This window comes from Pseudomonas guariconensis (assembly GCF_024127895.1).
Taxonomy (GTDB): Bacteria; Pseudomonadota; Gammaproteobacteria; order Pseudomonadales; family Pseudomonadaceae; genus Aquipseudomonas; species Aquipseudomonas guariconensis_B.
Genome location: NZ_JAMYBK010000039.1, coordinates 15,960 through 27,358, shown reverse-complemented (window position 1 = coordinate 27,358; position 11,399 = coordinate 15,960). Strand labels below are relative to the sequence as shown.

General features: G+C 63.4%; 12 protein-coding genes. 5 read left to right on the top strand and 7 right to left on the bottom strand.

What is annotated here, in order from left to right; genetic code table 11:
- Window positions 1–431: 431 nt before the first annotated feature.
- A complete protein-coding gene (locus NJF35_RS23675) occupies window positions 432–950 on the top strand; it encodes a DUF1993 family protein (protein ID WP_253091558.1) in 519 nt (172 codons plus the stop codon).
- Window positions 951–1,074: 124 nt separating this feature from the next.
- Here NJF35_RS23675 and NJF35_RS23670 read toward each other — a convergent pair whose 3' ends face one another.
- Window positions 1,075–1,377: a hypothetical protein gene (locus NJF35_RS23670; RefSeq protein ID WP_225789216.1), complete on the bottom strand. Its 303-nt coding sequence runs from the start codon at window positions 1,375–1,377 to the stop codon at window positions 1,075–1,077.
- A 186-nt stretch (window positions 1,378–1,563) separates the two neighbouring features.
- Between NJF35_RS23670 and NJF35_RS23665 the strand changes: the two genes are divergently transcribed.
- Entirely contained in the window at window positions 1,564–2,349 is a 786-nt protein-coding gene (locus NJF35_RS23665; protein ID WP_253091557.1) for an SDR family oxidoreductase, read from the top strand.
- A gap of 28 nt (window positions 2,350–2,377) precedes the next feature.
- Here NJF35_RS23665 and NJF35_RS23660 read toward each other — a convergent pair whose 3' ends face one another.
- From NJF35_RS23660 to NJF35_RS23640, 5 genes are all read right to left on the bottom strand, one after another.
- A complete protein-coding gene (locus NJF35_RS23660) occupies window positions 2,378–3,364 on the bottom strand; it encodes a zinc-binding dehydrogenase (protein WP_253091556.1) in 987 nt (328 codons plus the stop codon).
- Window positions 3,365–3,500: 136 nt separating this feature from the next.
- Entirely contained in the window at window positions 3,501–3,908 is a 408-nt protein-coding gene (locus NJF35_RS23655; protein WP_225789219.1) for an SRPBCC family protein, read from the bottom strand.
- Window positions 3,909–3,928: 20 nt separating this feature from the next.
- On the bottom strand, window positions 3,929–4,726 hold the full coding sequence (locus tag NJF35_RS23650; protein ID WP_253091555.1) for an SDR family NAD(P)-dependent oxidoreductase: 798 nt from the start codon (window positions 4,724–4,726) through the stop codon (window positions 3,929–3,931).
- A 101-nt stretch (window positions 4,727–4,827) separates the two neighbouring features.
- A complete protein-coding gene (locus NJF35_RS23645; protein WP_253091554.1) occupies window positions 4,828–5,724 on the bottom strand; it encodes a LysR family transcriptional regulator in 897 nt (298 codons plus the stop codon).
- Between the two features lie 302 nt (window positions 5,725–6,026).
- Window positions 6,027–6,962: a cyclase family protein gene (locus NJF35_RS23640; protein ID WP_253080607.1), complete on the bottom strand. Its 936-nt coding sequence runs from the start codon at window positions 6,960–6,962 to the stop codon at window positions 6,027–6,029.
- 149 nt (window positions 6,963–7,111) lie between these two features.
- Between NJF35_RS23640 and NJF35_RS23635 the strand changes: the two genes are divergently transcribed.
- Window positions 7,112–7,291 carry a hypothetical protein gene (locus NJF35_RS23635; protein ID WP_253091559.1) on the top strand — a complete coding sequence of 60 codons (180 nt, stop codon included), beginning with the start codon at window positions 7,112–7,114 and terminating at the stop codon, window positions 7,289–7,291.
- A 58-nt stretch (window positions 7,292–7,349) separates the two neighbouring features.
- Here the strand turns inward: NJF35_RS23635 and NJF35_RS23630 are convergent, their stop codons facing one another.
- Window positions 7,350–8,375, bottom strand: coding sequence for a substrate-binding domain-containing protein (locus NJF35_RS23630; protein WP_253091553.1), 1,026 nt, complete (start codon window positions 8,373–8,375; stop codon window positions 7,350–7,352).
- 253 nt (window positions 8,376–8,628) lie between these two features.
- Between NJF35_RS23630 and NJF35_RS23625 the strand changes: the two genes are divergently transcribed.
- Complete coding sequence (locus tag NJF35_RS23625; protein ID WP_253091552.1) at window positions 8,629–9,978, top strand: uracil-xanthine permease family protein; 1,350 nt, start codon at window positions 8,629–8,631, stop codon at window positions 9,976–9,978.
- Between the two features lie 21 nt (window positions 9,979–9,999).
- The gene (locus NJF35_RS23620; RefSeq protein ID WP_253091551.1) at window positions 10,000–11,397 is read left to right on the top strand and encodes an amidohydrolase family protein; all 1,398 of its coding nucleotides are present in this window, start codon (window positions 10,000–10,002) and stop codon (window positions 11,395–11,397) included.
- The last annotated feature ends 2 nt before the right edge of the window (window positions 11,398–11,399 follow it).

The following is an 11,399-nucleotide window of genomic DNA, read 5'->3' as shown; positions in this document are numbered from 1 at the left end:
TTCGTATCGCTTGGGCATGGCAGAATGCTTCGCCTAAAAGGTGAGAACTCTACGGAAAATCAGGCTTTCAGCGGCTCTGGTGGCGTTTCAAAGGTTTTCATACAGAGCCTAACCCGGCTTTGCCGCACAGCCTGCGGCGCCGCCTTTCGGCCTCGCGGTGCACTAAGCTCGCGCATCCATCAACACCGCACTGTCTCCCCCTGAACTGTCTATGGGGCAGGGCGCTCTGCGCTGGCGATGAAGTCCAGCGCCCCGTAAAACACCTGGCGTCGGTCTCCGGCTCAAATCTCTCTATGTCAAAGAACTTGGGGGCAGTAAAAAATGCTGTTGGCGGGTAAGCTGCAGTTATCTGCTAGGATTCAGCACACTGGGTGACAGTGAAAAAGGTTGATTGCCTGTGCCCATGTCGAATGATTACTCAGGGAAAATATATGTCGATCTACGCAATCACCATCCCCTGTTTTGCCCAGATGTTACGATCCTTATCGGCTCTTCTATCTAAGGGAGAGACCTGCGCCCGTGATCGTGGCTATGATCCGGTAATCTTGCTTGAGTCTCGGCTAGCACCAGACATGCACAATCTCGCTAGGCAAGTTCAGTATGCGTGTGTCCAGGCGCAGGAGGCGGTTCAGCGGCTTACACGGCAGCCGCTGGAGTCGCTCTCGCCGCCAGAGGATATGGCATCGGCGAAGGCGCTGATCGAGCGAACTTTACGAATTCTCGACACTGCTGATGCAGCGACGGTAGATGCAGCAGCAGAGCTCCAAATCGCGATTGAGCTACCAAATAGCATCACTTTTGATATGACTGGCAGTGAGTACGCAGTCAATTGGGTTACACCGCAGTTCTACTTTCATCTAGTCACGGCATACAACATTCTGCGTCACAACGGTGTGCCGCTCGGGAAGGCCGATTACGTACAACACATGTTCGCCTATCTGCGACAGTGAGTTGGTGATTTTCTGCCCACCCACACCGCAGAACCTTCTATGACTGCGCCTGTAAATCGACATGGGCAACGTGGGCTCTGCGCCATGCTTTCCTGTATGGGCGGGCACAGATGGGCAGTTAACGTCAGGCTGATGTGGCTCTGGTTGTCTCTTCATCGTCTGCCGTGCACTTTTTGCCGCAGAACGGGCAGTAGTTGGCGACCACCGAGACCGTTTTGTTCACGCGCTTCATGCCGCCGGCTTTCTTCGGCGCCATGTAGTGGCCGGTTACCTCTACGCAGTAGCGCCGGACGGCTTTTCCTGTCTCGATGTTCAGGGAAAGGTGGTGGCCCTCGGCGCGCATGACGAAAGGGCCAGAGCCAGGCGTCTCCTCAGCGCGCTGGCCGGTAACCAGATTTACAGCATCGTTGATGCAGATGCAGCGCATCGTCTTCGCGGGTAAACCCGCTCCAGAGGTAACGGTGCTATTGAAAGCACCAAACAACCCGTGGGGGTTTACCCGCCAATGGCCCGTGCAGGCATCCTGTGGGGGCAACCGAACCGCTGCTTTCACAGGGGCCAGTGCGCTTCCACGCGTGATAATGTCCAACGCATCAATCGACGAGGAGCCAACATGGATCTAGGTATCAAGGGCCGCTGGGCCATCGTCTGCGCCGCCAGCCAAGGGTTGGGCAAAGGCTGCGCCGAGGCCCTGGGCGGCGAGGGCGTCAACCTGGTGATCAACGCCCGCACCGCCACCACCCTGGAGCAGACGGCCGTCGAACTGCGCAGCCGCTTCTCGGGCATCGAGGTACGCACGGTCGCAGGCGACGTGGCCGAGCCTGCGGTACGCGAGGCCCTGCTCAGCGCCTGCCCGCAGGTCGATATCCTGGTCAACAACGCCGGTGGTCCACCGCCAGGTGATTTCCGTAACTGGAGTCGGGAAGACTGGCTCAAGGCCCTGGACGCCAACATGCTCACGCCCATCGAGCTGATCAAGGCCGTGGTCGATGGCATGGCCGAGCGCGGCTTTGGCCGGGTGGTGAACATCACCTCGGGCGCGGTGAAAGCGCCGATCGATATCCTGGGCCTGTCCAATGGCGCGCGCAGCGGCCTGACCGGTTTCATCGCAGGTCTCGCCCGTCAGCAGCGTCTGGCCGGGCGCAACGTGACCCTGAACAACTTGCTGCCAGGCGCCTTCGACACTGCCCGTCTGCAAAAGACTCTGCAGGCAGCGAGCCAGGCCAGTGGCGACCTGCAGGCGATCACCCAGGCACGCCGCCAGGCGATTCCGGCGGCGCGGTTCGGCGATGCCAAGGAGTTCGGGGCGTACTGCGCCTTCCTGTGCGGCGTCCACGGAGGCTACATCACCGGGCAGAACCTGCTGATCGACGGCGGTGCCTACCCGGGTACTTTCTGACCTTGCACGCCTGGGCGAGGCGGCTGGATCACCCCAGCCGCGTCACCCACTTGCCCGATGCGTGGCCTTCCTTGAGTTGGCGCAATGCCTTCGGCAGCGCATCGAAGGCAAAGTCCAGGCGCTGCGGCATTACCAGCCGGCCCTCGGCGACCATTTGCAGCAAACGCTCCCCTTCGACCTTCAACGCCTGGCGATCGAGCCGCAGACCATGGGCATGGATGCTGTTGAGCGCTACTTCATGCAACGAGATCGCTGTGCTGAAGGCGGGCAGGGGGGCGGCTTCCTGGCGGTCCTGGATGCACACCAGGTGGCCGTTGTAGCCGAGCAGGCAAGCCAGGCTCGCCGCATGCTCTCCACTGACGGTGTCGAACAATGCATGCAGCGGGCGCTCACCCAGGGCGGCTTGCAGGCGTGCTTGCCAGTCACTGGCGCGGTAGTCGAACACCCCGACCACCCCCAGTTGCCTGAGGCGGTCGTGGTGTTTCTCGCCAGCGGTGGCCCATACGCGCAAACCGCGCTGCACGGCGAGCTGAACAAGGTAGAAGCCCACCGCGCCACCGGCGCCCACTACCAGCACGTCACGGGAGGCGCCGTCGGCTACCTTGGCCAGGGCCTGCCAGGCGGTGAGGGCTGGGCACGGGACCGCTGCGGCGGCGGCGTCATCGAGGTTGGCGGGGATGTGCATCACCAGGCTTGCATCGAGCAGGCAGTACTCGGCAAAGCTGCCATCGCGGGACAGGGACTGGTGATAGGCGACACGGGTGCCCAGGGGCAGGTCGACCCCTTCACCGACGGCGGCAACGGTGCCGGCACCATCGACGCCGGGCACGGTGCCCTGGCGCCAATCGGCATGGCCCCATTCGCAGATCTTCCAGTCCACCGGGTTCAGGGCGATGGCGCGGTTAGCCACCAGCACATGGCCGGGGCCGGGTGGGGGGAGGGGGTTGTCGATGAGCTCAAGGCCGTCCAGGCCGGCGCCCGGGGTCCAACCCCAGGCGCGATGCGTGGTGGACATGGGGAATCCTCTTGAGAGAAGAAGGGGAAGGGTAGCGAGGTGTAGCGGAGGGAAACAGCTGCACTGGCGCAAAGGCGTGTTGATCGAGGGGCAACAATGACGAGGGGCCGCTGTGCGGCGGCCCCTTGTGTTCATTTCAGCCCAGGGTCTTGGCCAGGGCTTGCAGACCACCGTCGTAGATGCCGGTGAACAGTGCGATGGCTTCATCGTCGCTCACGCCAACCGGGGTGAACTCGCCGAGCCATTCCACCAGGCTGCCCTGGCCGTCGGCTTTGACCCGCAGGGTCGACAGATAGCCGGTCACCGGGAACGGGCTGGTGAGGATCGAGTAACTGTAGCTGCGCTGTTGTTCATCGAAGGCCATCAGGCGCTCGATGATGGTGTTGCCATCCGGGTCTTTCAGCGAGCGCACGCGGCCGCCTTCGCTGGAGATACTTTCAGGGATGAACGGCAGCCAGTCGGGCAGGCTGTCGAAGCCGCCGATCAGGGCCCAGACGTGATCAGGGCTGTGGTGGGTTTTCAGGGATGCGTAGGCGTTGGCCATGATGGGTTCTCCAGTTGAATTCAGATAGCGAGGCTGTCGACCACACCACCGTCGACCCGCAGGGCCGCACCGGTGGTGGCGGAGGAGTAAGGGGAAGCGAGGTACACCACCAGGTGGGCGACTTCATCGACCTCGGCGGCGCGTTGGATGATCGAGCTCGGGCGAGCGGTGCGCACGAAGTTGTCCGCTTCTTCGCGAAGACTGCGGCCGGACACCTTGGCTGCTTCAGCCACCAGGGTGGCAACGCCGTCGGTGAGCGTCGGGCCGGGCAGTACCGCGTTGACGGTGACGCCAGTGCCTGCCAGGCGCTTGGCCAGGCCGTGGGATACGGCGAGGTTGGCGGCCTTGGTCACTCCGTAGTTGATCATGTCGGCCGGGATGGCAATGCCGGACTCGGAGGAGATGAACAGGATCCGCCCCCAGCCTTTGTCGACCATGCCCGGTGCGTAGTGGCGAGCCAGGCGCACGCCGGACAGCACGTTGGTGTCGTAGAAGCGGCTCCACTCGCTGTCGGGGACATCGAAGAAATCGACGTCATCATAGATGCCCAGGTTGTTGACCAAAATGTCGGCGCTCGGGTGGGCGTCGAACAGGGCTTGGGCGCCTTCGGCGGTGCCCAGGTCGGCAACCACGCCGTGGACCTGGCCACGGCCACCTTGGGCGTGCAGTTCGGCCAGGGCGGCGTCGACCGACTTCTGGCTACGGCCGGCGATGACCACGTCGGCATGGGCGCGGGCCAGGCCGCGGGCGATGGCCAGACCAATACCGCCGGTCGAGCCGCTGATGATGGCGGTGCGTGCGCCGAGGTCGATGTTCATGGGATGGCTCCTGTGGATGAGTTGCATCGATGGGAGCCATGCTAGTGCTGCCTGGTAAGACTGTAAAAGACATAATTCGACTGAGTTAAGACCTTGTATGTCTACTCTGCCTGCGCCAGCACCCGCTTGCGGAACACGCTCACGATCGGCCGCAGATCCACCCGGTGCCAGGCTGCCCACAGCTGCACGCAGGGGCTGAACCACGACAGCTTGCGCAGCACAACGGTGGGCCCTGCGCTGGTGGACAGGCTGCTCTGGACCATCGCCAGGCCCAGCCCGGCGGACACCAGTCCGAGCACGCTCAGCGGGTCGTTGGCCTCCAGCGACAGGCGCGGGGTGAAGCCTGCGTCGGCGCAGCGGGCGATGAAATCGTCGCGTTTGTTGATCTGGTCAGGCTGGCCACCGGTGATGATCCATTCCTGCTCATGCAGGTCGGCGGGCGTGAGTTCGGCCTTGACGGCCAAGGGGTGCTCGGCGGGAATGGCCAATAGCTGAGGGTCGTCCAGCACGGGTTGGCCACGCAGGTCGGGGTCGTCGCTGGGCGGGGGCTCGCAGACCAGGGCGATGTCCAGGCTGCGCTGGCGCAGGCCTTCGAACTGCTCGCGCGGGGTCATGTTGTAAAGGGCGATATGGATGTTCTGGCGTTCGCTGCGGATGGCCCGCACCGCGCCGGGCAGGACGCCGGCATGGATAGCGTGGTTGACGTAGCCGATGCACAGGCCGCCTTCCTCGCCACGGCCCAGGCGCTTGCCCAGCGACTCCAGGCGCTCGGCATGCTTCAGCAGGCCGCGGGCTTCGGACAAGAAGGTGCGGCCGTCAGCGGTGAGGTACAGGCGTTGGTTGCGCCGCTCGAACAGGGCAAGGCCCAGATTGCCCTCGAGCTGGGCGATCTGCCGGCTCAGGGGGGATTGGGAGATGTGAAGCTGCTCGGCCGCGCGTCCAACGTTCTCGCATTCGGCGACGGCGACGAAGTAGCGCAACTGACGTAGATCTTGCATGAGACCTCCAAGGGAACTGTCCGGAGTTTTACTCGGACAGCTCTGCCTTGGCTAGCCTCCCTGGCGGGCGAACTACTGTCTCGCCCACGGCGCTGGTAGCGACCTTGCCGCGTCCGCCCAGCCATACCAGCAGCATGCACCGGCAGCAGACCCATAGGGGTAATTCGGTGGTGCCGATACCAAAGGCCCCGATGGCCGGGGCGAGCAGGGGGTGTCCGGTTTCAAACCTTTGACTGGGAGTCATTAATAGAGATGCACTTGCCTATCGCGGCGCACAGGCAAGAGGCATCAATGATGTACGATCAGTGGATGGCCACCGGGTTGATGTTGACTTGGGTCGAGCCCTTGTACAGCGGCTGGCCCAACACGAACAGGAACTCGAAGGCTTTGTCGCGCACCAGGGCGCGGGTGTCGATCAGTTCCAGGTTGTAGATGCCGCGCTTGGCCAGCATGAACTGGTTGACCGGGAACTCTTCGCCCGTCGGGTTGGGGTAGACCTCCGAGGCCCAGGTGTCGCCGCCGAAGGCGACGATGCCCTGGTCGGCCAGCCATCGAGCCGCTGGCAGGTCGATGCCGGGCTCGGTGGCGAGGAACTGCTGGTTGTCCTTGCCGATCAGCTCCAGCCAACCGGTGTTGAACAGCACCACATCGCCCTTGCGCAAGGTGATGCCTTGTTTCTTCAGCACGGCCTTGATGTCGTTCACGGTGAACGACGTGCCGCCCGGCACGATGGCCTTGCCGTAGTAGGTGGTCATGTCCAGCACCACGCCACGGGTGACCATCGGCGGTACCTTCTCGACCCCAAGCTTGGTCACGCCTTCGACGGTGACGAAGTCGGCGGCCTTGTTGCCGTTGTAGTAGACGTTGTCGATACCGATGTGGCCGATGCCGTTGAGCTGGGTGCCGACGCCGGTCCAGCCGTTGACCAGCTCGTCGTTGAAGCTGAACTTGTTCTTGCCCAGGGTCCGGCCGGCCTGTTCGCCGGGCTGGATGTTGTAGAGGTGGAAGCTGCGGTGGCGGAAGGCCGGCAGGTCCTTGCTCACCGGCACGGCGAGGGGGTAGGTTTTGCCGGTCTTGACCAGGCCGACGGCCTGCTTGACCACCTCGGGGGTGAGCAGGTTGGCGGCGCCGATTTCGTCCTGCTTGCCGTAGGGTGAATCCTGCCAGTCGGCGGCCAGGGTGGCTTGGGCGCTGGTGGCCAGGGCGGCGGCGAGCAGCAGGGGCTTGAAGTGGTTCATCCGGAATCTCCTGATCGGGAAGTGATGTCAGGCCCGGATTCTGGGCGGGGGCAAGGGCGAGAAAAAGCGGCGGGCAGGACAATGACTTTTGCGTGTAGGTCAAAGGATGACGGCCCCTCTGCGCGGTGAGGCCTGAAAGCGGCTACCGGTTGAGCGGCATCATTAGCCAGCAGCAGGTCCGCGAAGGTCAGCAGCAGATTGACGCAGCGGTGCAGAGCGTAGACCGCCTGAGCCAGGAGATCGAGCAGTCGGCCAAGTCGATCCAGCAACTGGAGCGTGACAGCAATGCCATCCCTACCGGCTTGCAGCATCGTTTACCAGGCACTTGAGCACCCATGTCCTGCCATGCTGCGCCTGAGCAAACGAAAAATCAGACCTCCAAAGGTTTCATACAGAGCCTAGGCTCGACTCACGCGCAACCAGCGTAGCCATCGGAGCATCAATACGCTGACGCTCGCCAGTATCATTGATTTGCTCGAAGAGCAGCTCGATGGCCAGGGCAGCCACGTCTTCAAGATGCATGTCCAACGCCGTCAGTGGCGGTGTACTTTCGCGTGCCCGCAAGCCGTCGTAGCGCGTCACCACCTTCACGTCCTGGGGGATCTTGAGCCCTTTGTCCCGCAACGCCCGCACGGCGCCGGTGGCAAAGGCATCGACCGGCACGCACAGGCCGTCGATGTCTGGATGCGCTTGCAACAGGTCAAGGCACGCGGCCGCACCGGCTGCTTCGCCCCCCCCTTCATCTGCCCGAACGATCGCCGGTACCTGGCCGTTGACGGTGCAGTACGCCCGGTAGGCCTGCTCCATGTCCAGGTAGGAGTGCCGGGATTGCGCCCCGATCACCAGGCCGATGTGCCGGGCGCCCTGTTGGTGCAGGTGGTCGAGCAGCAGTGTCCCGGTGGCTTCGCCATGCATGTCGATGTACGGCAAGGCCTGTGCCTCGGGTTGGCGCCCGATGGACACCAGCTTCACGCCGCGTTTGCGCAAGCGCGCAACGTTCGGGTCGTTGGCGACCGGTTCGATGATCACCGCACCGTCGATATCCAGGCTATCAAGCAGGTCCTGGGCCTCATCCATGGGCGGCACCAGCACCAGCGCCACGCCTCGACGCAGCGCCGCCTCTGTAGCGGTGGCGGCGATTTCCATCAAGAAGCCCAAGCGCGACGACCCACCGGCCACGGCAAAGGGCATGGAGGAGAGCAGGGCAATGGCGTTGGCACGGCCGGTGCGCAGGCGCTGGGCACGCAGGTTGGGGCTGTAACCCAGGCGTTCAGCGACTTCCTTCACCAGTGCCCGGGTCGCCGGATCGACTTGCCCGCGATCATTCAGCGCGTGGGACACGGTGGTGCGCGACACCCCGGCGGCGTTGGCGACATCGGCAATGGTGAGGCGGCGAGAGGTGCTGTTGGGCATAGACAGGTGGGCTCTTTGAAGCGATGGCGGCAGTTATACGCTGCCTGAAGGCTATCAGCTACTGAGGCGCGCCGGGGTGATGGATGCGTTGACAGTCGATGTGGACAGGGATACATTTCACCCAAATCGATTTGGGTAAACAAACAAATCGATTTGGTAGGGGAGATGACAGCATTTTCCTGCCAAGGCTCGTCCAGATCCAAATAACAATAATTCAATGGGCCGTCGCTGGCGGCTCAGGTCGAGGTGGGATATGCCGGATATCGAGAAGAACCCTGTTAGCCCTGTTGATGAGCGCCTGCCCTGGCGCCAGTTGCTGATGTTTGGTGCCCAGCATGTGCTGGTGATGGCGGCATCGCCGATCGCGTCGGTGTTTCTGATGGCCACGGCCCTCGGCTTTTCCAGTGAGCTGACGCTACAGCTGCTCAGCGCCACCTTTCTGGTCTGTGGCCTGGGCACGTTGTTGCAGTCGCTGGGCTTGCGGGGCTGTGGCGCACGCCTGCCGTTCATCATGCTGCCTGGCGGCGCACCGATCATGTTGTTCATCCTGATCGCCCAGCAGAACGGTGTGGCGACGGCATCGGGCGCGGTGATCCTGACGGGCATTTTCTACTTTCTGGTGTTGCCGGTGTTTCGGCGCCTGCTACGGTTTTTCCCTTCGGTGGTCGTGGGCACCATGTTGCTGCTGGTCGCGGTCAACCTGGTCAAGCTGTCGGGCCAGTTGATTGTCGGCCAGCCCGGCAGCGCGCATTTCGCCGCGCCCCAGCAACTGCTGCTGGCCTTTGCCACCATCGCCATCACCGTGCTCTGCGCGCGGCTGTTGCGCGGCACGCTGGGCCAGTTGTCGATCTTGCTGGGCTTGCTGGGCGGCAGTTTGCTTGCAGTGGCCATCGGCGCATTCGACCGCGCAGGCCTTGGTGCCTACCCCTTGTTGAGCCTGCCGACCTTCATGCCGTTCGGCGTGCCGCACTTCGATGTGTTCGCCTCGATCCCGCTGATGCTCTTTTGCCTGGTTTCGATGGTAGAGGCCACCGGCCAGACCGTGGCCATCAGTGAAGCGGTAGACAAACCCCTGGACGTACATAAAGACGTGGTGCGGACGATCCGTGGCGATGCGCTGACCTCGATCTTCGGTGGTTTCATGGGCACTTCGCTGATCATCACCAGCGGCGAAAACATCGGCGTCATCCGCGCCACCCATGTACGTTCACGCTATGTGACTGCAGTTTCCGGCGTGTTGTTGCTGGTCTTCGCCTTGCTTGCCCCGCTGGCACGGTTGATCGAAGGCGTACCTGAAGCCGTGGTCGGCGGTACCAGCCTGATTGTGTTTGCCATCGTCGGCACCATGGGCATCGACATGCTGCGCAAAGTGGACCTGCGCAACCACGGCAACATGTATGTGGTGTCCATCGCCCTGGCCGTCGGGCTACTACCGATTCTTGTGCCTGGCGTCTACAGCCAGTTCCCCAACGGCATCGCGGGGCTGCTCGGCAATGGCGTTGCCATGGGCGCGCTGACCGCGGCCGTCATGAACTTCCTTTTCCATTGCATTGGCCGCCCGCACACCGCCGCGGACGCCAAGGCAAAGCTGATCAACTCCTGACCTGCACACTAAGGTTTTTATATGAACTGCTCCTTTACCCATCACCTGGCGGTTTCGCCAGAGCACCTTGTCGCGCCCGGCCAACTGCTGGCCCCCGACTGGCTGTTGCTGCCGGAAGGGCCGCGCCGAGATCACGCCGTGCGCGTGGTCGATGGCCACTTCGCCGATGTCGGCCCGCTGGCGCTGCTGCAAGGCCGCTATCCCGACCATGCCGTCCTGCGTCTTGAAAGCCAGCTGTTGATGCCGGGCTTCATCGATACCCATCACCACCTCAGCCAGAGCTTCGGCAAAGGCCTGGTGTTTGGCGAGCCGTCGGAGATCTTTCGTCGCGTGTGGATTCCCCTTGAGGGCTCGCTGGATACCGACCTGCTGTACCTGACCAGCAAACTGGCCGCCTTCGAGTCGTTGCGTGGCGGTTTCACCACGGTGTGCGATGCCGGTACCCGCTCCAAGGAGGGGGTGGAGGCAATTGCCCAGGCGGTCCATGAAGTGGGCATACGCTGCGTACTGGCCAAAACCTGCAACGACCTGGAAGGCGAGCGTGTACTCGATGCCCACCAGGTGCTCTCGGTGGCTGAGCAGCACCTGGCCGCGTGGGACAACGACTCGCTGATCACTCCGTCGCTGGCAATCCCCATCCCCGAGATTGCCACCGACCCCACCCTGGGCGCTGCGTACCGCCTGTGCCATGAGGCGGGCAGGGTGTTCCAGAGCCATGTCAACGAACACCTGGTTGCAGTCGAGCGTTCCCTTGAGCGTTACGGGGTAAGGCCCCTCGAGCAACTGCACCGGGCGGGCGCGTTGGGGCCGGGGGCATTGCTGGCCCACGCGACACTGCTGACCTCGAACGAGCTCTGCCTGCTGCGCGATAGCGGCGCAGCCGTGAGCTACAACCCGGTGGCCAGCGCCTGGAAAGGCAACGCCGTTGCCCAGGCGCACCTGATGCACTGCCTGGGAATTCCCGTTGGCCTGGGCACCGACGGCACCCGTGGTGACGGTTTCCGCCTGCTCGATTACGCCGAAGCTGCGCAGCGCTTTGCCCATGGGTTGCCGGTTGGCGACTCGGTGTGTGGCAGCGGCCAGTTGTGGCTGGACATGGGCACCGGTAACGCCGCTGACGTGCTGGGGCTGGGCAAGGTGACCGGGCGCATCGCGTCGGGTAAGGCGGCGGATTTCCTGCTGGTGGACCTGGCGGTCCCCGAGTTGCTGCCGTCCTGGAACCTGCCCTGGGACCTGGTCAGGCTCGCCAACCGCGACCAGATCCAGGCCGTGGTGGTGCAGGGCAAGGTACGCCTGTGGCAAGGCTGGCCCACTGACTGGGATGCACGCGACCTGATGCGCCGGGTCGATGCGCTGGCCAGAAGCGTCGTCGACCAGGCCCCCATCCATAAAGTGCACCCCTTGCCGAGCGTGGCTTGACT

Coding starts and splice junctions, on each gene's coding strand:
- NJF35_RS23665 (WP_253091557.1), top strand. CDS start 1,564: ATGGATCTAGGTATCAAGGGCCGCTGGGCCATCGTCTGCGCCGCCAGC.
- NJF35_RS23645 (WP_253091554.1), bottom strand. CDS start 5,724: ATGCAAGATCTACGTCAGTTGCGCTACTTCGTCGCCGTCGCCGAATGC.
- NJF35_RS23640 (WP_253080607.1), bottom strand. CDS start 6,962: ATGAACCACTTCAAGCCCCTGCTGCTCGCCGCCGCCCTGGCCACCAGC.
- NJF35_RS23655 (WP_225789219.1), bottom strand. CDS start 3,908: ATGGCCAACGCCTACGCATCCCTGAAAACCCACCACAGCCCTGATCAC.
- NJF35_RS23650 (WP_253091555.1), bottom strand. CDS start 4,726: ATGAACATCGACCTCGGCGCACGCACCGCCATCATCAGCGGCTCGACC.
- NJF35_RS23630 (WP_253091553.1), bottom strand. CDS start 8,375: ATGCCCAACAGCACCTCTCGCCGCCTCACCATTGCCGATGTCGCCAAC.
- NJF35_RS23660 (WP_253091556.1), bottom strand. CDS start 3,364: ATGTCCACCACGCATCGCGCCTGGGGTTGGACCCCGGGCGCCGGCCTG.
- NJF35_RS23670 (WP_225789216.1), bottom strand. CDS start 1,377: ATGCGCTGCATCTGCATCAACGATGCTGTAAATCTGGTTACCGGCCAG.
- NJF35_RS23620 (WP_253091551.1), top strand. CDS start 10,000: ATGAACTGCTCCTTTACCCATCACCTGGCGGTTTCGCCAGAGCACCTT.
- NJF35_RS23625 (WP_253091552.1), top strand. CDS start 8,629: ATGCCGGATATCGAGAAGAACCCTGTTAGCCCTGTTGATGAGCGCCTG.
- NJF35_RS23675 (WP_253091558.1), top strand. CDS start 432: ATGTCGATCTACGCAATCACCATCCCCTGTTTTGCCCAGATGTTACGA.